General features: G+C 57.9%; 22 protein-coding genes. 16 read left to right on the top strand and 6 right to left on the bottom strand.

The features are described from left to right. Positions 1–325: 325 nt before the first annotated feature. On the bottom strand, positions 326–1,546 hold the full coding sequence (locus tag ACP7BE_RS15610) for a CaiB/BaiF CoA transferase family protein (RefSeq protein WP_095021413.1): 1,221 nt from the start codon (positions 1,544–1,546) through the stop codon (positions 326–328). Positions 1,547–1,560: 14 nt separating this feature from the next. Continuing rightward, positions 1,561–2,742: an acyl-CoA dehydrogenase gene (locus tag ACP7BE_RS15605; RefSeq protein ID WP_094999506.1), complete on the bottom strand. Its 1,182-nt coding sequence runs from the start codon at positions 2,740–2,742 to the stop codon at positions 1,561–1,563. Between the two features lie 158 nt (positions 2,743–2,900). On the opposite strand from ACP7BE_RS15605, the gene ACP7BE_RS15600 reads away from it, so the two are divergent. The 16 genes from ACP7BE_RS15600 to ACP7BE_RS15525 all read left to right on the top strand — a co-directional run bounded on the left by ACP7BE_RS15600 (position 2,901) and on the right by ACP7BE_RS15525 (position 21,757). Beyond that, complete coding sequence (locus ACP7BE_RS15600; protein WP_095023123.1) at positions 2,901–3,797, top strand: LysR family transcriptional regulator; 897 nt, start codon at positions 2,901–2,903, stop codon at positions 3,795–3,797. A 437-nt stretch (positions 3,798–4,234) separates the two neighbouring features. Beyond that, complete coding sequence (locus ACP7BE_RS15595) at positions 4,235–5,356, top strand: Re/Si-specific NAD(P)(+) transhydrogenase subunit alpha (RefSeq protein WP_094999508.1); 1,122 nt, start codon at positions 4,235–4,237, stop codon at positions 5,354–5,356. A gap of 11 nt (positions 5,357–5,367) precedes the next feature. Next, complete coding sequence (locus ACP7BE_RS15590) at positions 5,368–5,691, top strand: NAD(P) transhydrogenase subunit alpha (protein ID WP_003438157.1); 324 nt, start codon at positions 5,368–5,370, stop codon at positions 5,689–5,691. After that, positions 5,688–7,124 carry an NAD(P)(+) transhydrogenase (Re/Si-specific) subunit beta gene (locus ACP7BE_RS15585; protein ID WP_094999509.1) on the top strand — a complete coding sequence of 479 codons (1,437 nt, stop codon included), beginning with the start codon at positions 5,688–5,690 and terminating at the stop codon, positions 7,122–7,124. The genes ACP7BE_RS15590 and ACP7BE_RS15585 overlap by 4 nt, the downstream gene beginning before the upstream one ends. A 181-nt stretch (positions 7,125–7,305) precedes the next feature. After that, positions 7,306–8,796, top strand: a complete 1,491-nt coding sequence (locus tag ACP7BE_RS15580; protein ID WP_094999510.1) for an acetyl-CoA hydrolase/transferase family protein — start codon at positions 7,306–7,308, stop codon at positions 8,794–8,796. 318 nt (positions 8,797–9,114) lie between these two features. Further along, entirely contained in the window at positions 9,115–9,330 is a 216-nt protein-coding gene (locus ACP7BE_RS15575; RefSeq protein WP_094999511.1) for a DUF1127 domain-containing protein, read from the top strand. Positions 9,331–9,630: 300 nt separating this feature from the next. Beyond that, the gene (locus ACP7BE_RS15570) at positions 9,631–9,948 is read left to right on the top strand and encodes a DUF2388 domain-containing protein (protein WP_094999512.1); all 318 of its coding nucleotides are present in this window, start codon (positions 9,631–9,633) and stop codon (positions 9,946–9,948) included. 204 nt (positions 9,949–10,152) lie between these two features. Further along, positions 10,153–10,446: a DUF2388 domain-containing protein gene (locus ACP7BE_RS15565; protein WP_094999513.1), complete on the top strand. Its 294-nt coding sequence runs from the start codon at positions 10,153–10,155 to the stop codon at positions 10,444–10,446. A gap of 26 nt (positions 10,447–10,472) precedes the next feature. Next, positions 10,473–10,793 (top strand): DUF2388 domain-containing protein, encoded by a 321-nt coding sequence (locus ACP7BE_RS15560; protein ID WP_019826982.1) that lies wholly within the window; start codon positions 10,473–10,475, stop codon positions 10,791–10,793. Beyond that, a complete protein-coding gene (locus ACP7BE_RS15555) occupies positions 10,790–12,751 on the top strand; it encodes a DUF4105 domain-containing protein (protein ID WP_094999514.1) in 1,962 nt (653 codons plus the stop codon). Before ACP7BE_RS15560 ends, ACP7BE_RS15555 begins: the two co-directional genes overlap by 4 nt. Positions 12,752–12,948: 197 nt before the next feature. After that, positions 12,949–14,415, top strand: coding sequence for a hypothetical protein (locus ACP7BE_RS15550; protein WP_426106424.1), 1,467 nt, complete (start codon positions 12,949–12,951; stop codon positions 14,413–14,415). Further along, the gene (locus ACP7BE_RS15545; protein WP_095017956.1) at positions 14,403–15,878 is read left to right on the top strand and encodes a hypothetical protein; all 1,476 of its coding nucleotides are present in this window, start codon (positions 14,403–14,405) and stop codon (positions 15,876–15,878) included. Before ACP7BE_RS15550 ends, ACP7BE_RS15545 begins: the two co-directional genes overlap by 13 nt. A gap of 30 nt (positions 15,879–15,908) precedes the next feature. After that, the gene (locus tag ACP7BE_RS15540) at positions 15,909–16,325 is read left to right on the top strand and encodes a hypothetical protein (protein WP_094999517.1); all 417 of its coding nucleotides are present in this window, start codon (positions 15,909–15,911) and stop codon (positions 16,323–16,325) included. 104 nt (positions 16,326–16,429) lie between these two features. Continuing rightward, positions 16,430–20,074, top strand: coding sequence for a tubulin-like doman-containing protein (locus ACP7BE_RS15535; protein WP_322213917.1), 3,645 nt, complete (start codon positions 16,430–16,432; stop codon positions 20,072–20,074). A 347-nt stretch (positions 20,075–20,421) separates the two neighbouring features. Continuing rightward, positions 20,422–20,997, top strand: a complete 576-nt coding sequence (locus ACP7BE_RS15530; protein WP_426106421.1) for a hypothetical protein — start codon at positions 20,422–20,424, stop codon at positions 20,995–20,997. A gap of 43 nt (positions 20,998–21,040) precedes the next feature. Further along, on the top strand, positions 21,041–21,757 hold the full coding sequence (locus tag ACP7BE_RS15525; RefSeq protein WP_095017952.1) for a hypothetical protein: 717 nt from the start codon (positions 21,041–21,043) through the stop codon (positions 21,755–21,757). Positions 21,758–21,826: 69 nt separating this feature from the next. Here the strand turns inward: ACP7BE_RS15525 and ACP7BE_RS15520 are convergent, their stop codons facing one another. The 4 genes from ACP7BE_RS15520 to pstA form a co-directional block, all read right to left on the bottom strand. Beyond that, entirely contained in the window at positions 21,827–22,717 is an 891-nt protein-coding gene (locus ACP7BE_RS15520; protein WP_153399689.1) for a response regulator, read from the bottom strand. 77 nt (positions 22,718–22,794) lie between these two features. Then, positions 22,795–23,556, bottom strand: coding sequence for a phosphate signaling complex protein PhoU (gene phoU, locus ACP7BE_RS15515; RefSeq protein ID WP_094999522.1), 762 nt, complete (start codon positions 23,554–23,556; stop codon positions 22,795–22,797). 85 nt (positions 23,557–23,641) lie between these two features. Beyond that, complete coding sequence (gene pstB / locus ACP7BE_RS15510) at positions 23,642–24,475, bottom strand: phosphate ABC transporter ATP-binding protein PstB (RefSeq protein WP_094999523.1); 834 nt, start codon at positions 24,473–24,475, stop codon at positions 23,642–23,644. Between the two features lie 155 nt (positions 24,476–24,630). Then, positions 24,631–26,301: a phosphate ABC transporter permease PstA gene (gene pstA, locus ACP7BE_RS15505; protein ID WP_095017950.1), complete on the bottom strand. Its 1,671-nt coding sequence runs from the start codon at positions 26,299–26,301 to the stop codon at positions 24,631–24,633. Positions 26,302–26,306: the final 5 nt, after the last annotated feature.

The following is a 26,306-nucleotide window of genomic DNA, read 5'->3' as shown; positions in this document are numbered from 1 at the left end:
GGTTATTTTAAGATGTTTTCAAAGTTTCCTCTGTAACATCAACCACTTGCGCTTTCGATCTCTCGTTAGCGGGAGGCGAATTCTACAGCGTTACACGCTGCTGTCAACACCTCATTTCCCGCTTCGATGACTTGAAGCTGACACCGCCGAAAACCGTCCAACTCATTGAAACTCAAGGAGTTTTCCGTTTCGACTGCGCCGGAAGTGGGGCGAATTATAGACAGTTACAAAACTGAGTCAAGGACTAATTGAGCGACTCTATCACTTAATCCAGAAACACCCGTAATACAGCTATATAGAGGGGGCTAACGCCCCCTCTATATAGCTACACAACACCCGACCGCCTTAAAGCCTCCACCGTTGCTGCCTTCAACCCCAGTACCTGCTCCAGGACCTGCCGGGTATGCTCACCCAGCAAAGGAGGAGCATTGCGATACTCCACCGGGGTTTTGGACAACCGGATAGGGCTCGCCACCTGGGGTACCAGCCCCGCCAGCGCATGGGGCAACTGCATCGCCAACCCTCTGGCCTGAACCTGAGGATCAGCAAACACCTGCGCCAGGTCATTGATGGGCCCACAAGGCACGCCGACAGCCTCCAACTGTGCAACCCACTGAGCGGTGGTTTTAAACACCGTTGCCTGCCTGATGAGCGGTACCAGCTCCGACCGGTTCGCCACACGCAACTTGTTGGTAGCAAAACGCGGATCATCGACCCACTCCGGTCGGCCAGCTACTTCAGCAAACTTGCGGAATTGACTGTCATTTCCCACAGTAAGAATGAAGTCACCATCTGCCGTCGGAAAATCCTGATAAGGCACGATGTTTGGATGGGCATTACCCAGGCGTTGCGGAGCCACACCTGTAGTCAAATAGTTCATCGCCTGATTAGCCAAACAAGCGACCTGCACGTCCAGCAACGCCATATCTATATGCTGCCCGCCACCATCATGCTGACGATGGGCAAGGGCTGCCAGGATCGCAACCGTCGAGTAGAGCCCGGTCAAGATATCTGTCAGCGCAACACCCACCTTCACCGGCCCCGCACCCTCATCACCCTCAGGCCGCCCGGTCAGGCTCATCAACCCACCCAGCCCCTGAACCATAAAGTCATAGCCGGCCCGCTTGGCATAAGGGCCAGTCTGGCCGAACCCCGTAATCGAGCAGTAGATCAAGTCCGGATTCAATACCTTGAGCGACGCGTAGTCCAAGCCATACGCCTCCAGGCCACCCACCTTGAAGTTCTCGATCAGGATGTCGGATTTGGCTGCCAGCTCGCGAACCAGTTGCTGGCCTTGCGGCTTGGTGAAGTCAATAGTTACCGATTGCTTGTTGCGGTTGGCTGACAAGTAATAGGCAGCCTCCCCCGTACTCTCACCATAAGCATCTTTAAGGAAGGGGGGCCCCCAGGCCCGGGTGTCATCACCATTGCCCGGGCGCTCAACCTTGATTACCTCAGCCCCCAGGTCAGCCAGTATCTGCCCCGCCCACGGCCCCGCCAGCACACGAGACAAATCCAACACCCGCAAATGCGATAAAGCACCCATGAGCCGAGCTCCTGTTAATAGAACGCCTGAAGACCGGTCTGCGCACGCCCAAGGATCAAGGCATGCACATCATGCGTGCCTTCATAGGTGTTCACGACTTCCAGGTTGACCAGATGGCGCGCCACGCCGAACTCATCGGAGATTCCGTTGCCACCCAGCATGTCGCGAGCCATGCGTGCGATATCCAGGGATTTGCCACACGAGTTGCGCTTCATGATCGAAGTGATCTCAACCGCCGCGGTACCCTCATCCTTCATCCGCCCCAGACGCAGGCAACCCTGCAGGGCCAGCGTAATCTCGGTCTGCATGTCAGCCAGTTTTTTCTGGATCAGCTGGGTCGCAGCCAAAGGCCGGCCAAACTGATGACGGTCAAGGGTGTACTGGCGCGCGGTGTGCCAGCAGAACTCGGCTGCGCCCAGCGCCCCCCAGGAGATGCCGTAACGAGCCGAATTAAGACAAGTAAAAGGACCTTTCAGGCCGCGCACATCCGGAAAGATGTTCTCTTGCGGCACAAATACGTTGTCCATGACGATTTCGCCGGTAATGGACGCACGCAAACCGACCTTGCCGTGAATCGCAGGTGTAGTCAGACCCTTCCAGCCTTTTTCAAGAACAAAGCCACGAATGTCGCCTTCATCGTCCTTCGCCCACACTACAAACACATCGGCGATAGGGCTATTGGTGATCCACATCTTGCTGCCCGTCAGGCTGTAGCCACCCTCTACCGAACGCGCACGGGTAATCATCGCACCAGGGTCAGAGCCGTGGTTTGGCTCAGTCAGACCGAAGCAGCCAATCCACTCGCCAGATGCCAGCTTGGGCAGGTACTTCTGCTTCTGCGCTTCGGTACCGAACTCATTGATCGGCACCATTACCAGGGAGGACTGCACGCTCATCATTGAACGGTAGCCCGAGTCGACACGCTCCACTTCGCGGGCAATCAGGCCGTAGCTGACGTAGTTAAGACCACTGCCGCCGTACTGCTCAGGGATCATCGCGCCCAGCAAACCGGTCTCACCCATCTCACGGAAAATTGCAGGGTCGGTCTTCTCATTGCGGAAAGCCTCAAGTACACGCGGCGCCAGCTTGTCCCGAGCAAACTGCTCGGCACTGTCGCGCACCATGCGCTCTTCTTCAGTGAGCTGCTGATCCAGCAACAGTGGATCAATCCAGTTGAAGCTTGCTTTACCCGCCATGAGAGAACCCTCGCGTAATAGATCAAATATCGTGCACTGATCCTAGGCTCCCTCTATATAGAAGGACAAACGAGGATTCGACACGATGCTGTGATAATTTCTCACTCCGTGAACCACATGAAAGCCATTTCTGACTGTATTTAGTGAGGAAGCCGTACATGCGCCGCAAGATCCCCAGCACAACCGCCCTGATCAGCTTCGAAGCGGCTGCGCGCCATGAAAGCTTTACCAAGGCCGCACAAGAGCTTTCCATCACTCAAGGGGCTATTTGCCGACAGATCGCCAGCCTGGAAGAGTTTCTGAGTGTAGAACTGTTCCGACGCTCCAAGCGTGGCGTAAAACTGACAGAAGCCGGCATCTCCTACAGTAGGCGCATTGCAATCCAACTGGATGCTGTAGAACGGGACACGCTGTCCATCATGGGCCAACAAGGCGCCAACGTGATCGAGCTGGCCGTGGTGCCCACCTTCGGCACGCAATGGCTGCTGCCCCGGCTCAAGGACTTCCAGCAACAGCACCCGGATGTCACGGTCAACCTGACCAACCGCACACGCCCTTTTCTGTTCGCAGATACCGACTTCGATGCTGCCATCTATTTCGGTGATGCTGACTGGTCCGGCACTTCGTCCTACCGCCTGATGGGAGAAAACCCGGTACCCGTGTGTAGTCCTAACCTGCTGGGCCCGCACAAGAGCCTCTCCCCGCACACCCTCGCCGAACTCCCCCTACTGCAGCAAACCACCCGCCCCTACGCCTGGCGCCAATGGTTCAACGCCCAGGACATAAATGTGCCACGCGACATGAGCGGCCCACGTTATGAGCTTTTTTCAATGCTGGCTCAGGCGGCCATGCATGAAATGGGGGTCGCCCTGATTCCGCCCTTTTTGATTCAGCGCGAATTGGCCGAGAAACGCCTGGTGATTGCCAATGACAGCAGTCTGCCCAGCACCAGGGCTTACTACCTGATGATCCCCGAACGCAAAATTGAGTCGGCTTCATTGCAGGCCTTTCGGGACTGGCTGATCAAGCAGGCCGAGGGCTACAGCCTGATTTAAAGGATCGCATCGTCCGCACGAACTATGTAGCGAAGCATAAAAAGTCACTACATATATAAGTAAATGTCGCGTTTTGACACTCGGGACTTTGGTCTAACTGGACAAACCTGCAGGCCAGTAACCACGCGGCCTACAGGGTATATCTCAAAGTTATGCAGCGATAACCAAAAGAAATCTGAAAAAAACTCAAAAAAACGTCAAATCTTCTGTAAGCCACGTATTTAAAGGCATACAGCCGACCATTGCGACATTCGGTCACTGCATGACTTGTAGTTTGTATCTCGTCATCCTCCATAAGTCCTTGAAGGGCAAAAAAATTGCCAGCAGAATGCCCCGCCCCACCCATACTTTTGGTGGGATCGTGCTGATCGGCCGCCCCAGTCGCACCATCCGTAGTGCGCTGGCTTTCTTATAAAAGATCACGCAGGAGATATGACGTGCACATTGGTGTTCCTCTCGAAACCCATACGGGTGAAACGCGGGTTGCTGCAACCCCGGAAACCATCAAGAAGCTGATCGGCCAAGGCCATAAAGTGACTGTTCAAAGCGGCGCCGGCGTTAATGCCAGCGTTATCGACAGTGCTTATGAAGCCGCCGGCGCAACTATTGGCAACGCTACAGATGCTTTCGGCGCAGAGCTGATTCTCAAGGTTGTCGCCCCCAGCGACAGCGAACTGGCCCTGATCAAAACCGGCACCGTGCTGATTGGCATGCTTAACCCGTTCAGCAATGAAACCATTGCCAAACTGGCCGAGCGCGGGATCACCGCCTTCTCTCTCGAAGCTGCTCCACGAACCTCTCGTGCGCAAAGTCTTGATGTGCTGTCATCCCAAGCCAATATCGCCGGCTATAAAGCCGTCCTGATCGCCGCTCACCACTATCCGCGCTTTATGCCGATGCTGATGACCGCCGCCGGTACCGTCAAAGCCGCTCGCGTGCTTATTTTGGGTGCCGGTGTTGCAGGTTTGCAGGCCATTGCCACCGCCAAGCGCCTGGGTGCCGTAATCGAAGCCAGCGATGTGCGACCTGCGGTTAAAGAGCAGATCGAATCGCTTGGAGCCAAGTTTGTCGACGTGCCTTATGAGACCGACGAAGAACGCGAGTGCGCCGTTGGCGTAGGCGGCTACGCCCGCCCGATGCCTGCCAGCTGGATGCAGCGCCAGGCACTGGCCGTGCATGAGCGCGCCAAGCAGGCTGACATCGTGATCACCACAGCCCTGATCCCGGGCCGTAAAGCCCCGGTGCTGCTAAGCGCAGAAACCGTAGCCCAGATGAAGCCGGGCTCAGTGGTCATCGATCTGGCTGCAGCCCAGGGCGGTAACTGCCCGCTGACCGTCGCCGATCAGGTCGTGGTTGAACACGGCGTAACCATCGTCGGCCACACCAACCTGCCCGCCATGGTTGCTGCGGACGCCTCGGCACTCTACGCCCGCAACCTGCTGGACTTCCTCAAGCTGGTCTTCACCTCCGAAGGGCAGTTCCAGATCAACCTTGAAGACGACATCGTCGCCGCGTGCCTGATGTGCCGCGACGGTCAAGTCGTGCGCAAAAACGGCTGAGGACAATAATAATGGAAGAACTCATCTCCCCCGGTATCTACAACCTGATCATCTTCGTGCTGGCCATCTATGTGGGCTATCACGTGGTCTGGAACGTTACACCTGCGCTGCACACCCCGCTGATGGCCGTTACCAACGCCATCTCGGCGATCGTGATTGTAGGCGCCATGCTCGCCGCCGCGCTGACCGTTACCCCCCTGGGTAAAACCATGGGCACCCTGGCAGTCGCGCTGGCTGCCGTAAACGTATTCGGTGGATTTTTGGTCACCCGGCGCATGCTGGAAATGTTCAAGAAGAAAGCACCTAAAGCCAAAGAAGAGGTGCGCAAGCCATGAGCATGAACCTGGTTACTGTTCTGTATCTGGTTGCGTCGATCTGCTTCATTCAGGCCCTCAAAGGCCTGTCGCACCCCACCACCTCTCGTCGCGGGAACCTGTTCGGCATGCTCGGCATGGGTCTGGCGATCATTACCACGGTTGGCCTGATCTACAAGCTGGGCGCCGAGATTGCCACCGCTGGTATCGGCTACGTCATTGTTGGCCTGTTGGTCGGCGGTACAGCAGGCTCGATCATGGCCAAGCGTGTCGAGATGACCAAAATGCCTGAGCTGGTTGCCTTCATGCACAGCATGATCGGCCTCGCGGCGGTATTTATTGCCATTGCAGCCGTGGTCGAACCGCAATCGCTGGGCATCGTCAAACACCTGGGCGACGCCATCCCGGCGGGCAACCGTCTGGAGCTGTTCCTGGGCGCGGCCATTGGTGCAATCACCTTCTCCGGTTCGGTGATCGCTTTCGGCAAACTCTCGGGCAAGTACAAGTTCCGCCTGTTCCAGGGTGCACCGGTACAATTCGGCGGCCAGCACAAGCTCAATCTGGTACTGGGCCTGGCCACGCTGGGCCTGGGCATCACGTTTATGCTGACCGGCAACCTCAATGCTTTCGCGCTGATGCTGGCTCTGGCGTTCGTGCTGGGTGTGCTGATCATTATCCCGATTGGCGGCGCCGACATGCCGGTGGTGGTGTCGATGCTTAATAGCTACTCGGGGTGGGCGGCTGCCGGTATCGGTTTCTCGCTGAACAACTCGATGCTGATCATTGCCGGTTCGCTGGTAGGTTCTTCGGGCGCGATCCTGTCGTACATCATGTGCAAGGCGATGAACCGTTCGTTCTTCAACGTGATCCTCGGCGGCTTTGGCGGTGCAACCGACGTCGGTGGCCCGGCCGGTGCGCAAGAAGCCCGTCCGGTGAAATCCGGCTCGGCGGACGACGCCACCTTCCTGTTGACCAACGCCGACACCGTGATCATCGTCCCGGGTTACGGCCTGGCCGTGGCACGGGCACAACACGCACTTAAAGAGCTGACGGAAAAGCTGACTCACCGCGGCGTGACCGTGAAGTACGCGATTCACCCGGTTGCGGGCCGCATGCCTGGCCATATGAACGTACTGCTGGCCGAGGCCGAAGTGCCTTATGACCAGGTGTTCGAGATGGAAGATATCAACTCCGAGTTCGGCCAGGCCGACGTGGTGCTCGTACTGGGCGCCAACGACGTGGTCAACCCGGCGGCCAAGAACGATCCAAAATCGCCGATTGCCGGCATGCCGATCCTCGAAGCCTATAAAGCCAAGACTGTCATCGTGAACAAGCGCTCAATGGCCAGCGGCTATGCCGGCCTGGATAACGAGTTGTTTTACCTGGATAAAACCATGATGGTCTTCGGTGACGCCAAGAAAGTTATTGAAGATATGGTTAAAGCTGTCGAGTAACATCGCGCACCAACGCAACATCGAGAACCCCGGCGCTCTATTGGCCGGGGTTTTTCTTTTTCCAAGGAACCCGACCAAAGGCTCTAAATCGGCCGCTGGCATTCGACCATGGTAGCGGGACGCAAGGCTCTGAAAATGAATAGACTGCGCCTCTTGCTTCCGTTGCCCGAGATAACAATCCATGTACCGTGAACGTATTCGCCTGAACTCCCTGCACGATAAGGTCATGAGCGCCGAAGAAGCCGCCGCCCTTATCCAAGACGGCATGACTGTCGGCATGAGCGGTTTTACCCGTGCCGGCGAAGCCAAAGCCGTCCCCCAGGCCCTGGCCGAGCGGGCCAAGAAGTCGCCGCTGAAAATCACCCTGATGACCGGCGCCAGCCTGGGCAACGACCTCGACAAGCAACTGACGGAAGCCGGCGTATTGGCCCGTCGCATGCCGTTCCAGGTAGACAGCACTCTGCGCAAGGCGATCAACGCCGGTGAAGTGATGTTTATCGACCAGCATTTGTCCGAAACCGTTGAGCAGTTGCGCAACAATCAGCTCAAGCTGCCGGACATTGCAGTTATTGAAGCAGTGGCCATTACCGAACAAGGTCATATTGTTCCGACGACATCCGTGGGCAACTCCGCCAGCTTCGCGATTTTCGCCAAGCAAGTGATCGTCGAGATCAACCTGGCGCATAACCCGAACCTGGAAGGTCTGCACGACATCTATATTCCGACCTACCGTCCGACGCGTACACCGATCCCGCTGGTGAAGGTCGACGATCGTATCGGCAGCACCGCAATCCCGATCCCGGCGGAAAAAATCGTCGCCATCGTGATCACCAACAAGCCGGACTCGCCATCCACCGTGTCCGAGCCGGACAGCGAAACCGACGGTATCGCCTTTCATCTGATCAACTTCCTTAAAGCCGAAGTTGAAGCCGGGCGCATGACCAACAAGCTCGGCCCGCTGCAAGCCGGTATCGGCAACATCGCCAACGCGGTGATGTGCGGCCTGATCGACTCGCCGTTCGAAGACCTGACCATGTACTCCGAAGTACTGCAGGATTCGACCTTCGACCTGATCGACGCGGGCAAGATGAGCTTCGCTTCGGGCAGCTCCATCACCCTGTCGGAGCGTCGCAACTCGGACGTATTTGGCAATCTGGAGCGCTACAAGGACAAACTGGTCCTGCGCCCGCAGGAGATTTCCAACCACCCTGAAGTGGTTCGTCGCCTGGGTATCATAGGCATCAACACCGCCCTGGAGTTCGACATCTACGGCAACGTCAACTCCACTCACGTGTGCGGCACGCGGATGATGAACGGCATTGGCGGTTCGGGTGACTTTGCCCGCAACGCGCACCTGGCGATCTTCGTGACCAAATCCATTGCCAAGGCGGGTGCGATCTCCAGCGTGGTGCCAATGGTCAGCCACGTTGACCACACCGAACATGACGTCGACATCCTGGTTACCGAACAGGGTCTGGCCGACCTGCGTGGCCTGGCGCCGCGTGAGCGCGCACGGGTCATTATCGACAACTGTGTGCACCCGGACTTCCGTGAAGCTCTCAATGACTACTTCGCCAAGGCCTGTGCGATTGGCGGCCACACCCCGCACATCCTGCGCGAAGCCCTGAGCTGGCATATCAACCTGGAAGAAACCGGGAAAATGCTGCCGTAACCCGCGAGCTAGACAGCCGCTGACGTAAACACTGTTACGTCAGCGGCTTTTTTATGCCTTATATTTCAAAAACTGTACTGCTGTACTGGTCATTTCCCACCCGTAACACTCACTTTGACTCACCTTCGGGCCAATTTCGCACCACTTAGGTGCGGACAGGTACAGTTGAGTCTATTTGTGCCCGTACAGCGTGCATAAACAGTTAACTGGCCCATCGCAATACAGCCGAACTGTATCTAGAGACCCTGGACAAAGAGGAGGATCATTGGCATCAGTTAAACCACTAGCCAATGCCGCCACAAGCGGAAGGATGTCACCATGGAACGTACACTCAGTTCCGAACTGTTCAGCGAAAGCAGCACTGTAAACTCCCAGGCTTCCATGCCTTTGCGCGTACTTGCCAACCTGATGTTGTGGCAGCGCCGCATCTCCAGCCGCCATCAACTGGCTCGCCTGGACTCGCGTCTTCTGGCTGATGCCGGGATTAGCGAAGCACAGCGTTACGAAGAGCTGAGCAAGCCGTTCTGGCGCTGATTAGCGCTCGCTGGCCCTGACCACCGGTCCACCGCCAGCAACCTGAATTGAAAAAACAAAGCCCGTCGCGGATTACCGCTGACGGGTTTTGTCGTTTTAGGGCCGAGTTTTGCCCACTTGCAAAGTGACAAGTACAGTTTTAAATTAATTGAAATACCACAGGTACAGTTTGCCTGATACCTGATTCAGAGCCCCCTGATACGCGCTTCGGACAAAACAACCTTTGCCTGAAGCAACCCTGAGCCTACTATTCGGCCCATAACCGTCTATTTTCATTAGTTCATGTTCAGGAGTATTACCATGCCCACTCTTCGCCTACTTAGTGCCGCAGTTCTGCTGGCTGTTGCTGCAAGCGCCAACGCCACGAGCTTCATCGCCACCACCGATGGCATCGTGGGTACGCTCAAAGCCACCACCGACCTGACATCGGATGCTACCGGCTCGTTTCGTGACAACAAGATCGTGCGCGCAGCCCGTGACGACGCTGCCAGCTTTGTGGCCAGCGAAGGCGCCATCCGTGGCGTGAAACTGGAAAGCGCCTTCGATGCCATCCGCCAGCAAGCACCACAGCTGCAGGCCACCGATGCACAGCTGGCCCAGGCGATCCTGACGATCTGATCGGGGTCAGCACTCTGTGAGAGCGGGCTGGCTCGCGATTCAGGCGCCCTGATTTCTCAGGTAAACCGCGCCGATACAATCGCGAGCAAGCCCGCTCCCACATATACCGTGCAGGCATGAAAAAAATTTCAACAACACCCCCACGCTGGCCCTGCCCCGGCCATTACGCTAGCCTTGGCGCTCATTCAAACAGCCTCGAGACCCATGCGTTTTTCCTTATTAGCTCTGCTTGCACTCTGCTGGACTCAATCAGCCAACGCCTTCGACCTGACCACGCAAAATGTGGTGCTCAGTGGTTATGTCACCAGTAAAGTGACGTCCGCGCCTTTTGATCACAAACTGATACGTGCCGCCCAGGATGATGCCGCCGTCTTTATTGCCAGTGATGGCCAGACGCGAGGCGCACAGCTGGAGTCTGCCCTGCGTTATCTGCGCCAGAACCAGCCAAAATTGAGTGCCAGCGACCTTGAACTGGCACAGACAATTCTCGTCCAATAAATACCCGCTTTTTCTGGAGAAAATTCATGCGTAGCCCTTTGATTGTCGCCACTCTTGGCCTTTTGCTGCTTGCCGATGTGGCACAGGCACAGACCGTCGTGCAGACCAGTAACATCATCGTGCGTGCTTTTGGCCGCACCATCGATTTTACGTCCGATACAACTACCTCCATCCGTGACTCTAAAGTAGTGCGCGAAGCCCACGACGACGCCGCCACTTTCGTTGCCAGCCAAGGCGATATTCGCGGCGTACAACTGGAAGCGGCCTTCAGCACCTTGCGCGACCGCGTGCCTGAAGCCCGTAACGCCAGCGATCAAGACCTCGCCGAAGCCATACTCGCACTGTGAGGCCGTTAACGCGCTGGCTCGCCGCCTGTGGCCTGCTGCTGATTGCCAGCAGCGCCCAGGCCGCGCTGCATCTGCAACTCAAGACCGAGGGCCTGAGCCCGGCCGAGCAACAGGCCAGCCAAGCCCTGCTTGATGAAGCCATGCAGAGACTGCCACCGCGTTTTATCGAACAACTGGACCGGCAAGTCCTGGTGGGGTGGACCGATGACATGCCCGCCAACGCTTACGGCCAGGCTTCGCTGACCTCCGAGCTGGACCTTAATCGCAAGCTGCTGGCCGGGCTGACCGATGGTTCCGCTGCCCGCCTGCAGACCAACCGCCCCCACGGCACTGTGCGCCGGGAGATGCTCGCTACCGTCTTGCACGAGCTGACACACCTATATGACCGTGCCCGTCTCTGGCCCGCGGACGAGCGCACGCTGATACGCCGCTGCACCCGCCAAAACAGCAACACGGGGCTGATTGGCCTGCCCGACCAATGCCGCGGGCAAGCCGGACGCCGCTTCACCCTCAGCGATGACCCGCGTCTGCTTGATCTGGCCGGCTGGCAGCAATACGTGGGGCGCCGGGGCGAGCGCGAGCAAGACAATCATCAGGTGGTGCGCAGCCCGGACCTGTACGAAGTCAGCAGCCCCAAGGAGTTTGTCGCAGTCAACATGGAGTATTTCCTCCTCGACCCGGCTTACGCCTGCCGCCGCCCGGCACTGTATCGCTACTACCAGCAGCATTTCGGCTGGGCGCCTGCCGCCAGAGACGAATGCCCGAAGGGTTTTGCCTTCCTCAATGCCGGCAACGATTTCGCCAAACAGCCACTGGGTACCGTCGATCCCGAGCGGGTCTACGCCGTCGACTACCTGCTGGCTGAGGCCAATCAGGAATGGGCCAGCCGCTGGGGCCATAGCATGTTGCGCCTGGTGATCTGTGCCCCGGGCCGCCCACGCGGGCCGGACTGCCGACTCGACCTGCAAGAACACTTAGTGTTGTCCTACCGGGCATTCGTCAATGACGTACAGCTCTCAAGCTGGGACGGCCTGACAGGCGCTTACCCATCGCGCCTTTTCGTTTTGCCGCTGGCCCAGGTAATTGACGAATACACCAAGACCGAACTGCGCAGCCTGGCTTCCGTGCCGCTCAAACTGAGCCGCCCTGAAATCGAAGAAGTGGTTGAACACGCCGCCGAGATGCACTGGAGCTATGACGGCGACTACTACTTCATCTCCAATAACTGTGCGGTTGAAACCCTCAAACTGCTGCGCAGCGGCAGCGACAATGCCCGGCTCAAAGGCCTGGACAGCATTGTGCCCAATGGTTTGCTCGAAGTGCTCAAGGCTCGCGGTCTGGCCGATACCAGCGTGCTGGAGGATCCCAAAGAGGCGTTGCGCCTGGGTTATCGCTTCGACTCCTACCGTGATCGCTACCAGGCGATGTTTGATGTTCTCAAAACCCGCTTGCCGATCAAGCAAACCACAGTCGAAGACTGGCTGGCCCTTGATGCAGCAGAACGCCGCCCATGGCTTGAGCAAGCCGATCTGCGCGCCAGTGCGGCATTGTTGCTGCTGGAACAAGCCAGCTTTCGTCGGCAACTGCTGTTGGCACAGGATGAGGTCAAGCAAAAGTACCTGGGCGCACGCCAGCTCAAGGATGGCGGTATGGACAAAGCCAACAAGACCCTGCAGGAAATTCTTGCCAGCAGCGGTTTTCTCAGCCGCCCGGCAGAGTTGCTCGGCAGCGACGGCTACGGCTTGCCGCAAACCAGAGAGTGGGAAAAGCTCGAATCAGAAAGCAGCCAGCGCCAGCAGCAGCTACTGCGTCTGACCACTGATCTGGACAAGGAGGTGCGCAGCCTGCTGGAACCTGCCCGTGCAGCCGAAATTGCAGCCACCGAAGCCAACGTCAAACTGATCGGCGAACATCTACGGACAATCCACAAGGCATCCGGCGGTTTGCAGCTGCCCTGACCGAACTAAAGTTCGGTTGACAAGCCCTATCATTCTGCCACTATTCCGCGATGGAAAGTGGCACCGCGCCATTATTCGGCACTGATCAATGCCGTTGGCCACACCATCGTTTGAGTCACACCCTCTCATTTGTGAAGTGCTTGCCATAACCCCGGCAGGGACTGGCATGCACCGTTTACAGGTATCGGCAGGATTATATGGAGATAGCCAGAAACGACCGCACCTCTGTCTGGACGCTAGGCGACCAGGAGTGGCTGCAAGCAGATGACGGTACATTCTCTCTGCACCAGGTCGCTGGTACCAAGCCCCCGGCCGAGCTGGTTGATCTGGATTATCTGGTCGGGGCAACACCCGCGCCTGATACCTCTCCCGGCAACTACCTGCCTGCTGCATTCGCGTTTTGCCCCAGCACAGGCAAAGAACTGCCGAAGGTCGCCTACCAGACAACTACCCGCTGGCTACCGCCTTATGGCGATGGCAGTGGCTCTCGCGTGATCAATGAGCGCTGCAAACTGTCCTCGGCCGAGGAGATCAGCTCGCGCTTGTACAGCCAGTTGCTCGATACCCGCCAGGGTGACCTGAACAGTCGCAAGCTGATTATTGAGTTGCCTCGCAAGAACGGCCTCAACTTCCTCGCCGCCAACCTCGGCGGGCATCGCGAAGCCCTGTACGCACTAAGCCGCGAAGGCAGCTTGTTCCTGTGGCAAAGAGGCTCGGGCAAGTGGCTTGAGTTACTGCCAAAGAGCGAACCCATCGGTCGCTCTCGCCTGGAAAGCTGGGCCTGGTCGGTCGCCCTTCACGTGGACGAAAACCAGCAGCACCTGTTGCTCTCCAGCGATAGCGGAGCGACGTTAGTCAGTGTCGACCCACTCTCACTGCGTTACCAAACCTTGCGCGACGACGGCAGCCCGCTGGCCGGCCCTGGCACACTGGAAGGCCAGTCTTATTTGCCTCAGCTCAAGAGCGGCCACGTTTGCATCGTCAACCCTGCCAGCCTCTACGGGTGGGACCGTTGCCTGGTTGAAGGCGCTGACCATGAGCGCATGACCCGGCTCTCGGCGCCGATTCTCGACGCAGCCTCCCGTCGCCTGTTGTGGATCGGTGAACACGGCTACCTCAGCCTGACCCAAGGCAGCGAACTCAAGGCCCAATGGCATCCGTGGCCCAACAACGCCACCGCCCATCCCGAGCAAGGGCCACCGTTTCTGGACGGCAGGGGCCTGTGGCAGCTGATCTTCGATGCCAACGGTCAGCATTACCTGCAACTGGATCCGGGTGCTACCGACCTGCCGATGCCCATCAAGGGGTATCGCCTGAGCACCGGGCATTTGAGCTTTAAATACAACATCCGGCTTGAGTTGCCCTGGGGCGAACACGACGAAAACATCGAGCCCACCACCCGTGAAGTGGTGCAGCCCTTCATCGAATTCGCCACGCAAAAGCGACTTCTCTCAATGCGGGCCCAGCAGTCCAGTACGCTGGAAACCTTTTTCGACAGCCGCCAGCCAATGGACGTTGATTATTGCTTCGAGCAGATTGGTGATCAGCGCTTTTCGATCAGTGCCCGCGCCAGCGAACCCTGGAATGCCCAGTGGTTCTTTTTTGATAACGCAATGTGGCTGTATATCGACTCATGCGGAGCGCTTTACCGATGGAATGCTTGACCTTCTGGCTGCGCCGCTGCCTGTTGCTCTCCCTCGTACTTGCCAGCAGCGTGGCCAGCGCAGAGCCTCTGCGCCAGGTATTCCTGGTACAAAATTCAGGCTGGATGGAGCCGTTCTACAGCGATCCGTCATCGCCGTTCAAGTCGATGGTCACCCAACTGGTGGGCACTGCTGCCGGCAGCGCAGAAGTCGTCATTGGCGGGTTCAACCAGGCTGACAGTCAGCACCCTTCGCCCGAGTGGATCTATCGCGGCCCGGCCAACCACGCTGCACTGCCCAACTACGTCAATGGCTTGAAGCTGGAGCGCAAAGCCAGCGGTGCCTATGCCGACACGGACTTCAAAGAGGCTTTGCTGGCCTCAATCACTACCGGGCTGGAAGGTCGCGAGGGTATTGTCTGGATCATCACCAACAATAAAAACAGCCCGAACAACAGCAGCGAAACCCAGGCCAAAAACCGCGAATTCTACGACCTGTTGCATAGCGAAGCAGCTATCACCCGGATTGCCGCCTTCCCGCAGAAAATGCCGGTCAAAGGCCCCAACTACGAAGCCAACGGGTTGATGATCTACGCTCTGGCCTATGGTCAAAAAGCCGGTGTCGCACTGGAGCAGGTGCTCAATCAGCCTGCCCTCGCCAGCTTGCTTAAAGATGACCGGGTACGGCTAAAGCCGTTGACCCAGGCTGCCGTGCGCTTTATTCCTACCGGTGTTGAAGACACTCAGGACGTGAGTGCCGAACTGGCCCCCGACCAGCAAACGGTCATCCTCAATATCAACGTCGACAGCTCGCCGAAAACGGCAGTGCTGCTGGGCAAATTCGAAAACCAGTTCAACCCTTACCAGATTCATGACGCGAAAATAGGCATGACCCTGGACATGCCGGGCGAAGCCCTGAACTCGAATATATCGCTGGACCGCCTGACAGACCTCGAGCCAGGCGCCCGCTCCGACGAGCTGAAGATCAGCCTGCAACTGCCGCCCCTGCCATCGCAATGGTCCAGCGATGTGATCTTTTCCAGCGGTTACCAACGCGCCGGCAGCATCAGCATCAACCTCAGCGAGCAACAACTGCGTATCTCCCAGGGGTTCATTGCACGCATGAATGAACTGTTCCCCGGTGACGCCCTGCCTGACGTATTTATCCCCTCCGGTGAAGCCACTACTTCCGAGACCCGTCTGCCGGTTGTGCTGAAAATCAGCTACCCGCTCGGTCCGGTGCTCATGCTGCTGGGGCTGTTTGTTCTGCTCTTGATTGGCGCCCTGCTGGCTGCCTTGCTGATTGCAGGCAAAAAGACCCTGACCGTGATCGTCGAAGGTGTGCCCCAGTCTTATCCGCTCAAGCCCTTCAGCAGTGCCGGCGTATACGATTCAAACCAGAACAGGGTCGCGACCCTCAAGCGCGGCCTGTTTGGTGCCCGCCTGGAAAATATCCAGCCCGATACCGCCGTACGACTCAAGTAACCCCACACGCATAGCAAGGAAGTTTTATACATGGCACAGACCAGCACATTGCCAGCACCTATCGAAAGCGAAAGCCCTGCACCTGCGCCGTCGCCCACGACCACCACTCTGGCCGCGCCGCAACCGCTGGGCCTTGACCTCGGGGCGAAGAAAGTCGACAGCCGCGACGCCCTGATTGGCGTTGCCGTGCTGGTGGTACTGGCCATCCTGTTTTTCGTGATCAAAAACGCCTATGCCAACTGGCGCGTGCGTGAGCGTGTCGCACCGAGCCGGGCAAACGCCTCGGGCTGGTTCCTGTTTCTGGGCCTGTTGATGATCGCCATCATGGCCGTGCTCGCCGTACTCAACTCGGGGCAGTTCCTTGCGCCGCTCTACATCGCACCGTTGGGTGGCGTAGCTGCCATCTCGCTGGTGGCATGGCTGATGACGTTTTCGGCCAAACGCTAAACCCTAACGCCGGGGGGAACCACCCGCCCCTGGCCCGCTTTACCTGATTTGTGGATCAACACGCCGAGATCATCGGTTAGCCCCAAGGGCTCATGGAGTTTTAGATGGACAAGAGTGCACAACCTTCCGGCCCGGCAACCCCTCCGGTCAGTGAAAAGATTCACCCCACCTTGTTTATCGCCCTGGGCGGCACCGGCATGAAGGTCAACATCCGCCTGCGCCGGCGCATCCTCAATGCCATTTGGGGAGGAAACAATCAGGTACAGCACATTTCGGATTTTCCGCTGGTGCAGTTCATCAACTTCGACCTCGACTCCGGCGAAGTGACCCAGGATGGCAAATCGGTCAAAACTGACGTACTTGCCGAGCAGGTGGCCTTCACCTCCGAAGAAAAAGTCATTGAACCTCTGCACCTGAGCAAGTACACCCACTCCATTGATGAGCTCAATCGTCACCGTGAGGTGGCCGAGTGGTTCCCGTTGACGCCGGACAAGATCAAATCCCTGGGGATTGACCCTTCCAAAGGGGCCGGACAGATTCGCGCGTTGTCCCGCCTGTATTTTTTCGACAAATACCCCACCATTCGCGACAAATTGCGCGACAAGGTCGGGCGCTTGCTCAACAACATCGGCACTCAGGCTGACAAGCTGAAAAAACTCGGCCTGGAAATTGACCCCGGCAAAATCCGCATCGTCATCACCGGGTCTGCAGCGGGCGGCACAGGTTCAGGGTCATTTCTGGACATGGGCTACCTGGCCAAGGCAATCCTTAAAGAAAACAATATCTCCGGCAAGGTCGACCTGTTTTTTGTTTTGCCAGGCGGCTTCAATGCCTTCAATACCGAGCGGGTACAGGCAAACGGCTACGCCGCCTTGATGGAACTGGAAACCTGCATGCGCGGCAACCCGTTGCTCAAGCACTGGGACGCCACCGACAACCTGTTTATCGAATCACGTCCCTACGATGATGTGTTCATCCTCGACAACGGCAATGTCGCGCAAGCCAGAACCGAAAACCAGGAAGACATCTACGAGATGGTCTCCGATGTGTTGTTCACCGACTTCACCTCGCAAGACTTCGCGAACAAAAAGCGCTCGGTGGCCGTCAACCAGAACCAGTTCAAGATCCGTAGCTTTGACGTCAGCCTGCCGCAAGATTACGGCAGCGACACCAAGCTGCGCTTCCCGCGCGCTTACTCCTCCGTAGGGCAGGCGGTGCTCGACACCCAGATCGATGCCCGCCAGAACGTACGCCTTAACCAGCAAGTGCAACACATGCTCAAGGCATTCTTTGGTGTGGCCAACGCGGAAGTCACGGGCAATCGCCCGACCGATAAAGAGCGCGACGAGTTCCTCAAGGAACAGCTGACAATCACTGCGCGCACGTTCACAGATCTACCCGAGTTTCTGTCTCGCGTAGAGCTGACCCAGGCTACGGGTGAGTTCACTCACTACCAGATTGCCGATGACCTGCTGCAGGTCGAGGGTGACAACAGCGTCATTGCCCAGATCGAACAAAAGGTCGAGGTCTTGTTCGAGCGCCTGCAGAACGGCGGCGCCGATAAGGATCAATGGCTGACACTGGTACGCGAAATTCAGCAGCAACTGGAACGTGATACCAAAGGCAGTTCCATCGACAGCGCCGAGCGCAACCATGAGGTGCGCATCAAGGAAAACCGGCTCAAGCGTTTCGCTCAATGGACACGTGAAGACAGCTTGCCCGAGCAGCTGTTCCGTCGTCTCGACGACGACGAGCGCGGTGGGCTGGATTACACCCTGGCGCTGGTCGAAATGATCAAGGACCGTCTTGAAAACGATAACGGCATCATTCCCGCACTGGAAAAAAACGCCGGGCGTTTCAAGGAACTGTCTGAAAAGCTCGAGTCATCAGAGCTTGCCCGGGAATTCGAGCGTCTGAAAGAAACCACGGGCAAAGGCCTGCTGGCCCGCCTGAGCGGTAAAGAAAAACAAGCCGACACCGTGATCAGCCAAGTCAAAGACACACTGCGCGACAGCCTGCTGTTCTATGTGCGCTCGGTCGCTGCCCGCGAGGCTGCACAATTGCTGCGCGACATTTCCGAATGGTTGGGGCGCAAGGAGTCGGTCGACAACAACGGCCGCCCACTCTGGAGTGGCTTTGTCGGCCGCCTGCAGGATGGCCGCAACGCAGTCGATAACTTGCTCAAAGGTATCGATGCCAATATCGCCAAAATCAAGGCGAGCATCCACACCCAACACGCCACGCTGATCCCGCTGCAACTGGTGAAAAACGACGACGAACAACCCGTCGACAGCCAGCAAGTACGTGAGTGGGCCAAGGATGCATTCAAGGACTTCGGCGGCTCGAAAACCTTGTTTGGCAAACTGCAGACTCAAGAAGGCCAGGAAGAGTTGCTGCTCAAGCTACGCAACAAGGCCGTACAGCAGTTGCCGAAGAATCTGCCGGGCGTCGACCCGCTGATGACGGCCCTGGCTGCGCTGACCCCGGATGAACAGCGCGAGAAATTCCGCCTGCTGCTGCAGCGGGCCATGCCCTGGGTGCCACTGAACCTCAATGGCGACTTTGATATTCACAAAGACCTTTACACCTGTCTGATTGGCGTACAAAACGCCAGTGAGTTCAGCCGCACTTATGGCGCCCAACTGGCCCAGTGTCTGCCGCAAGGCACGGGGATGACCGCCGGGCAAATTCAGTTTGTGGAGTCCGGTATGCCCGGCAAACTGATTTGCTACACCGAGTTAAGCGGTTTCCCGATCCCGGCGTTGACCCAGCTGTCGACTTACCTGGCCAGCTATCGCAAAGAAAGTGCAATCATCCCGTTGCATGTGCACAAACGCATCAGCCAGTTCGTGCAGCCCATCCAGTTCAACCAGGAGCAATACCGCCAGTTTGCCGAAGACTTCAAACTCTTTCTGCACGCTATTGCACTGGGCATCCTGGAGCGTCTGAACAACGGCTTGTACGAGTTCCTCATCGCCAAGGACAACTTCACCATTGGTGATGAGTTCTCCATTCGTCAAAGCGGCTTCCACAGTATTCATCGCACCGACATTACTGCGCAGGTCAAGGAGAAGTCCTTGCGCCTGGATAACGCTCAAGTGGCGGCGCTGGTAGAAGTGTTCGAAGATTTAAGTACCAGCGCCTACAAAGCGCAGAAACGCACGAACGAGAAAGGTGTATCCAGCAATTTTGAAGCATTTCCGTTCAAGATCGCCGAGTTGTTGAAGAACGAATATCTGGCTCGACTGAACCGTCAGGCTCCAGCTGACGCGAAAAATCTGCGTACGCTTGCCGAGCAATACAAAGGGCAATGGGGCCGTCATATCGAAGGCTCCCTGGCTGATGTGTACAAAGAAGAAGTGGATGCCCTCCACGGCGAAAAACTCACCGTGGTTAAAGAGTTCTTTAACGAAGGCTGGCTGGAAAATCTGTTCAACCAGGCCAGTGCAGCCCCGCCAGCAGGTATGGCTCCACCACCGCCAGCAGCAGGTAACGGCGCACCACCACCGTTCGCCGCACCACAGCACAGCTACCACCTGAGTGTCAGCGGGACCAATTACGGCCCTTACAACACCCAGCAACTGCAGCAATATGTGCAGTCCGGGCAAATCACCCGCGACAGCCTGCTGTGGCGTGAAGGCATGCCTGCCTGGCAGACGGCCGGGCAAATCATGGAGCTTGCGCACCTGTTTGCGCCAGCCGTGGGCGGCCCTCCTCTGACAGCCCCGGCTCCACCGCCAGCACCTTGAGCGCACACGAGAAGACCATGTCCGCATCGTCAGCCAAAGCCTCTGCATTCCCGACCTCATGCGCCAACAGCGCCTGCGGTCAGGGGCTCTGCGGCCCAGTTAAATACTGCCCGTTCTGCGGCGCCCCGCTTCAGCAGGCGCCCGCAGCGGTTACCCCGGTACCTGCAGCTGAACCCAAGGCTCGGCCAGCCACCCCTGCACCCAAAGCAACCGTCACACCTGCCAGTGCTCCACCAGCCCGGGACATACCTGCTGCAGCGCCAACACCTGTACCAGGTCCGGCGGCTCCCCCACCTGCGCCACCTGCCGCAACACCAGCGCCCACCAACAGAAAACCGGCCCTGATAATGGCAGTTGTAACTCTGGCAGTGGTGGTGGGCGGCTACGTTGCAATCAAGATGATGGCCGGGCAAAGCCAGCAAAAGCTCGATGGCTTTTTGCAAACCGGTCAGAGCTGTTTTGACACCAGGGACTTTGCTTGCGCGCTGGACAATGCCGGACTTGCCTTGCAACAGGACAGCAATGACCCTCGCGCCTTGAGTCTGCTGCAGCGTGCGCAGGCAGCCCAGGTGCGCCAGCAACAATTGCAGGATGCGGCGCAAAAACAGCAGTTGCTCAAAGCCCAGGCCGCCGAGGCGACGCGACAAGCCGATGCCCTGCGCGAACAGCAAGCTCTTGAGCGCCAACGCCAGGAAGCGGCCGATCGCCAGGTGCGTGACCAACAGCAGCAACAGGCTGCCAAAGCTGTTAATGCCTCCCTGCAACAAGCGCAAAACGCGCTCAATGCCGGGGAGTACCAGTCTGCAATTGCCGTGGCCAGGGTCGTGCTGGGTATGGACCCAAATAATAGTCGGGCGCGCAACATCATCCGCCAGGCTGAACAACAACTCAAAGAAGCACTGAATCGAACCCGGATCGAATAATCAGGGTGTATGAGTTTTCCCCTCTCTTACTTGGAAGTTACTGATGAAATTGCCCTCCAACTCTTTGGATAAACGCTTGCTGGCCTTGGGCCTGGCTTCGCTACTGGGTCTGCAAGGCTGCGCCAATATCGACTCTGCCAGCATCAACCCGACCAACTGGAGTGGCAGCGACTGGATGAAGTGCGGGCTGGCAATTGCAGCAGGTGCGGCAGCGGGTGCTGCTGTGAGCGGTGCCAACGATAAAGGCGCAGGCGTATTGATTGGCGGGGTTGCCGGCATGGCCGCCTGTTTCGCGATCAATGCCAAGTCGGTACAGACCAAAACCGCTCAAGAAGTTGAACAACAATATAAAACCTCGGGCAAGAAACAACCGGCCCAGCCAGAACTGGTTAGCTACGACACCAGTATCCAGCCCGGTATGACCATCAAACGGGGTCAACCGATTACCGTGGTTTCCAATATTGTTGCGATCAACGGTGCGACCCAGCCGATCAGCGAAATCAAGGAAGAGATCCGCCTGTTTGCCCCCAACGAGGCCAAGCCGTTGAAAGAAGGCAGCAAGATCGCGAACACCAAAGGCGGCAGTGGCGGTTACGAGAACACCTTCACCATCACCCTCGATGAGCGTGCGCCGCAGGGGATCTACCGGATCGAAACATCGGTGGCCGTCAACGGCAAGCCGGCCAACACCCGAATCAACAATGTGCAGTTGGTGATGATTGATCGCGAGACCTATCAGCTGGCATTTCTGGATCGATAGCTGGCGGGTTGCAATCGCCCTGTAGCCGCTGCCGAAGGAACGAGGCCGCGGCTACACAGGCTCCTGTCATCACGCACCCGGCACAAAATGCTTCTGCGCCGTGCCGTGGGCGATCAGCCGCGAGAGATAGTTCATTTTGTCGGCGTCCTGATCGACAAAGCGAAAGGTCAGTTGCAACCACGCACTGTCCGGTTTTGGCTCGAATGCCACGATGGCATGCAGATAACCGTTCAAACGCGCCACCTCGGCGTTCTCGCCCTGCTCAAGGTCGAGTACGGCACTGTCCAGTACCTGAGGCAGCACTTCGCCACGACGCACCACCAGCAGCGCCTCCTTGAGGCTCAACGCCTTGATCACGCAGGTTTGGGTACCGCTGGGCAAACGCAGTTGCCCCTGACCACGGCTGGTCAGCGCCGGTGCCGCGACAGGTGCCGGCCGTGGTGCCGGGGCAACCGGGGCAGATGTCACCGACGTCGTGGTCACGACCTGCGCCTTGCCACCGGTCAATGCATTCAGCGAGTCATTGCCAAAGGCCGAATTAACCCGCGTCGGGGTGCTGGCCATCACGGCGCTCAGCAATCCCGCCTTGGTGAACGCCTTCTTCACCTTCGACAGTAACTGCTCATTGGTGAAGGGTTTGCTGACGAAATCCGAAACTCCGGCCTGAATGGCCTGGATCACGTTCTCTTTGTCACCACGGCTGGTGACCATGATAAAGGGCAGCGTTTTCAGACGGTCTTGCTCGCGGCACCAGGTCAACAGCTCAAGGCCGGACATCTCCGGCATTTCCCAGTCGCACAGCACCAGATCGAAGGCTTCACGGGACAGCAAGGCCTGGGCTTTGCGGCCGTTGACCGCGTCTTCGATCCTGATGCCCGGGAAGTAGTTACGCAGGCAATTTTTAACCAGATCACGAATAAACGACGCGTCATCTACCACCAGCACACTAACCTTGCTCATCGACTGCTCCTTGGATATGAACGCCCGAAAACCAAAACGCCCGGCATTGAGCCGGGCGTTTTTTAGATCGGGCTGCCTTATTTATCGTCAGGCGACGACGCAACATTAGCGTTATCAGCACCCGTGCCCTGAACTTCTTCGCGCATGCGCTTGAGACCCATGTGCCGCACGTCTGTACCGCGTACCAGATAAATCACCAGCTCCGAGATATTGCGGGCGTGGTCGCCGATACGTTCCAGTGAGCGCAGCACCCAGATGATGCTCAACACACGCGTGATCGAACGCGGATCTTCCATCATGTAAGTGGCCAGCTCACGTAGCGCGGTCTTGTACTCACGGTCGATGATTTTGTCGTACTGCGCCACAGACAGGGCAAGATCGGCATCAAAGCGGGCAAACGCATCCAGTGCATCACGCACCATATTGCGCACCTGGTCACCGATATGGCGCACTTCAACGTATCCGCGCGGCGCCTCACCTTCTTCGCACAACTGAATGGCCCGACGGGCGATCTTGGTCGCTTCGTCACCAATGCGTTCCAGGTCGATCACCGACTTGGAAATGCTGATGATCAATCGCAAGTCAGACGCCGCAGGCTGACGACGGGCCAGAATGCGCAGGCACTCCTCGTCGATATTGCGCTCCATCTGGTTGATCTGTTCATCGATCTCACGCACCTGTTGCGCCAGGCCCGAGTCGGCCTCGATCAGTGCGGTCACCGCATCGTTGACCTGCTTCTCGACCAGGCCGCCCATCGCCAGCAGGTGGCTGCGCACGTCTTCGAGTTCCGCGTTGAACTGCGCGGAAATGTGATGGGTGAGGCCATCCTTTGAAATCATGGTTCTGCTCCGCAAAAGCTGTGAGCTGCACGCGGTTAGCGGCCAGCCGAATTATCGTGACATAGAACGGGCAATGCCGCTCAAACTAGCCATAGCGCCCGGTAATGTAGTCTTCGGTCTGCTTTTTGGCCGGGTTGGTGAACAGCGTGTCAGTGTCACCATATTCAACCATCTTGCCCATGTACATGAACGCCGTGTAATCCGAGACACGGGCTGCCTGTTGCATGTTGTGGGTTACGATCACGATGGTGAACTTGGACTTGAGCTCGTAGATCAGTTCTTCGACTTTCAACGTCGAGATCGGGTCGAGTGCCGAGCATGGCTCATCGAGCAGCAACACTTCGGGCTCTACCGCGATGGTACGGGCAATCACCAGACGCTGTTGCTGGCCACCGGACAAACCCAGTGCCGAGTCATGCAGGCGGTCTTTGACTTCGTCCCACAACGCCGCGCCCTTGAGGGCCCATTCGACGGCTTCATCGAGCACACGCTTTTTATTGATGCCCTGGATGCGCAGGCCGTAAACCACGTTCTCGTAAATGGTTTTGGGGAACGGATTGGGCTTCTGGAATACCATGCCGACGCGGCGACGCAGTTCGGCTACATCTTCGCCCTTGCGGTAGATGTTGTTGCCGTACAGGTTGATCTCGCCTTCTACGCGGCAACCGTCCACCAGGTCGTTCATGCGGTTGAAGGTACGCAGCAGCGTCGACTTGCCACAGCCGGACGGGCCGATAAACGCCGTGACCCGTTGTTTCGGGATATTCAGGCTGACGTCGTACAGGGCCTGTTTTTCACCGTAGTAAAGATTCAGGCCCGGGACTTCAATAGCGACTTCTTCGTTTGCCAGGTTCAAGCTTTGTTTGGTGCGACCCAAGGCGGACATGTTGATGCCGTGGGTTGAGGATTCATGCTGCATGGGTTGCTCCATACGCTAAAAATTCGTTTCGGTTTTTCAGTAACCGGGTTTCTTCTGGGGGAGCGGGTTTGCTCGCGATTCAGGCACCTCGGTTTCACGCTGAAACCTTACCGATACCATCGCGGGCAAGCCCGCTCCCACAGGTCATGTGTCTATCAGCTATCCAGCGCCTTGTACTTCTCGCGCAGGTGGTTACGAATCCACACGGCCGACAGGTTCAGGGTCGCGATCACCAGCACCAGCAGCAGCGCCGTGGCGTATACCAGCGGTCGGGCGGCTTCGACGTTCGGGCTCTGGAAGCCGACGTCATAAATATGGAAGCCCAGGTGCATGATCTTCTGGTCAAGGTGCAGGTACGGGTAGTTGCCGTCCAGCGGCAGCGACGGCGCCAGTTTGACCACGCCCACCAGCATCAGCGGTGCCACTTCACCGGCGGCACGGGCCACGGCGAGGATCATGCCGGTCATCATGGCCGGGCTGGCCATCGGCAGCACGATTTTCCACAGGGTTTCCGATTTGGTTGCACCCAGCGCCAGCGAGCCTTCGCGCACTGTACGCGGAATCCGCGCCAGCCCTTCTTCGGTGGCCACGATCACAACCGGCACGGCCAGCAGCGCCAGGGTCAGCGAAGCCCACATCAGGCCAGGTGTACCAAAAGTCGGCGCAGGCAATGCTTCTGCGAAGAACAGGCGGTCAACCGAGCCGCCCAGCACATACACAAAGAAGCCCAGGCCGAATACGCCGTAAACGATGGCTGGTACACCTGCCAGGTTGTTCACCGCGATACGGATGATCCGGGTCAGGGTGTTTTGCTTGGCATATTCACGCAGGTAAACCGCCGCCAGTACGCCAAACGGCGTCACGATCACCGCCATGATCAAGGTCATCATTACCGTGCCGAAAATGGCCGGGAAGATCCCGCCCTCGGTATTGGCTTCACGTGGATCCTGGCTCAGGAATTCCCAGATATTGCTGAAGTACATGGCCAGTTTCTGCCAGCTGTTCATCGCGTTCGGCTGGTACACCTTGACCACCTTGCCGATACCGATTTCCAGCTCTTTACCGTTGGCATCCCGGGCCGTGAGGCTGTCGCGGTTGAACTGTGCATGCAACTCGCCCAGGCGGTCCTCGATGGCCTTGTAGCGGGCATTCAGCTCGGCGCGCTCGGTTTCCATGTCGGCCTGTGCCTGCGGTGTCAGCTTGCCTTCCAGCTCCAGCTTGCGACCGTGCAGGCGGATGCGCTCCAGACCGTAGTTGATCGCGCCGATGTCTTTCTTCTCAAGCTGGCTCAGTTGCGCGGCCAGGTCATTGACACGCTTGACCCGGGCTTGCAGCTCCGGCCAGGCCGCGGCACCTTCTGCCACCACCTTGCCGTTTTCCTTGACGTTAACCAGGTAGCCGTAGAAGTTGCCCCACTCGCGACGCTCAATGGCCATCAACTCGGGCGGCGTGCTCTGGTTCGTCAACCACTCGCCGACCACCCAGGTAAAATCATTACCGTTCAGGTCACGGTTGCCGACCTTGATCAGCTCCCGGGTCATGAACTCCGGGCCTTGTTCCGGCACCGGCAGGCCCGCACTTTTCAGGCGCTCGCGGGGCACTTCTTCCTTTTGCACCACTTCGCCGATCACCAGGTGATTGGCATCACCCGGCACGTTGTATTCAGCGTGGATCAGGTCGGCCGGCCAGAAGTGGCCCAGGCCACGCACGGCAATCACCGAGAGCAGGCCGATGGTCATGATGACGGCGATGGACACTGCGCCACCGCTGATCCAGACGCCTGGAGCGCCGCTCTTGAACCAGCCTTTGAGGGAGTTCTGTTTCACAGACT

It is taken from the genome of Pseudomonas sp. TWR1-1-3, assembly GCF_049896805.1.
GTDB lineage: Bacteria > Pseudomonadota > Gammaproteobacteria > Pseudomonadales > Pseudomonadaceae > Aquipseudomonas > Aquipseudomonas bubulae.
This window is presented reverse-complemented; position numbering and strand designations above follow the sequence as displayed.

What these genes read in the sequence shown, in the direction of transcription:
- ACP7BE_RS15590 (WP_003438157.1), top strand. Translation starts at nt 5,368, where the DNA reads ATGGAAGAACTCATCTCCCCCGGTATCTACAACCTGATCATCTTCGTG.
- ACP7BE_RS15560 (WP_019826982.1), top strand. Translation starts at nt 10,473, where the DNA reads ATGCGTAGCCCTTTGATTGTCGCCACTCTTGGCCTTTTGCTGCTTGCC.
- ACP7BE_RS15530 (WP_426106421.1), top strand. Translation starts at nt 20,422, where the DNA reads ATGGCAGTTGTAACTCTGGCAGTGGTGGTGGGCGGCTACGTTGCAATC.
- ACP7BE_RS15605 (WP_094999506.1), bottom strand. Translation starts at nt 2,742, where the DNA reads ATGGCGGGTAAAGCAAGCTTCAACTGGATTGATCCACTGTTGCTGGAT.
- ACP7BE_RS15545 (WP_095017956.1), top strand. Translation starts at nt 14,403, where the DNA reads ATGGAATGCTTGACCTTCTGGCTGCGCCGCTGCCTGTTGCTCTCCCTC.
- ACP7BE_RS15570 (WP_094999512.1), top strand. Translation starts at nt 9,631, where the DNA reads ATGCCCACTCTTCGCCTACTTAGTGCCGCAGTTCTGCTGGCTGTTGCT.
- ACP7BE_RS15535 (WP_322213917.1), top strand. Translation starts at nt 16,430, where the DNA reads ATGGACAAGAGTGCACAACCTTCCGGCCCGGCAACCCCTCCGGTCAGT.
- ACP7BE_RS15580 (WP_094999510.1), top strand. Translation starts at nt 7,306, where the DNA reads ATGTACCGTGAACGTATTCGCCTGAACTCCCTGCACGATAAGGTCATG.
- ACP7BE_RS15610 (WP_095021413.1), bottom strand. Translation starts at nt 1,546, where the DNA reads ATGGGTGCTTTATCGCATTTGCGGGTGTTGGATTTGTCTCGTGTGCTG.
- pstB (WP_094999523.1), bottom strand. Translation starts at nt 24,475, where the DNA reads ATGCAGCATGAATCCTCAACCCACGGCATCAACATGTCCGCCTTGGGT.
- ACP7BE_RS15540 (WP_094999517.1), top strand. Translation starts at nt 15,909, where the DNA reads ATGGCACAGACCAGCACATTGCCAGCACCTATCGAAAGCGAAAGCCCT.
- ACP7BE_RS15565 (WP_094999513.1), top strand. Translation starts at nt 10,153, where the DNA reads ATGCGTTTTTCCTTATTAGCTCTGCTTGCACTCTGCTGGACTCAATCA.
- ACP7BE_RS15585 (WP_094999509.1), top strand. Translation starts at nt 5,688, where the DNA reads ATGAGCATGAACCTGGTTACTGTTCTGTATCTGGTTGCGTCGATCTGC.
- ACP7BE_RS15575 (WP_094999511.1), top strand. Translation starts at nt 9,115, where the DNA reads ATGGAACGTACACTCAGTTCCGAACTGTTCAGCGAAAGCAGCACTGTA.
- ACP7BE_RS15600 (WP_095023123.1), top strand. Translation starts at nt 2,901, where the DNA reads ATGCGCCGCAAGATCCCCAGCACAACCGCCCTGATCAGCTTCGAAGCG.
- phoU (WP_094999522.1), bottom strand. Translation starts at nt 23,556, where the DNA reads ATGATTTCAAAGGATGGCCTCACCCATCACATTTCCGCGCAGTTCAAC.
- ACP7BE_RS15520 (WP_153399689.1), bottom strand. Translation starts at nt 22,717, where the DNA reads ATGAGCAAGGTTAGTGTGCTGGTGGTAGATGACGCGTCGTTTATTCGT.
- ACP7BE_RS15550 (WP_426106424.1), top strand. Translation starts at nt 12,949, where the DNA reads ATGGAGATAGCCAGAAACGACCGCACCTCTGTCTGGACGCTAGGCGAC.
- ACP7BE_RS15525 (WP_095017952.1), top strand. Translation starts at nt 21,041, where the DNA reads ATGAAATTGCCCTCCAACTCTTTGGATAAACGCTTGCTGGCCTTGGGC.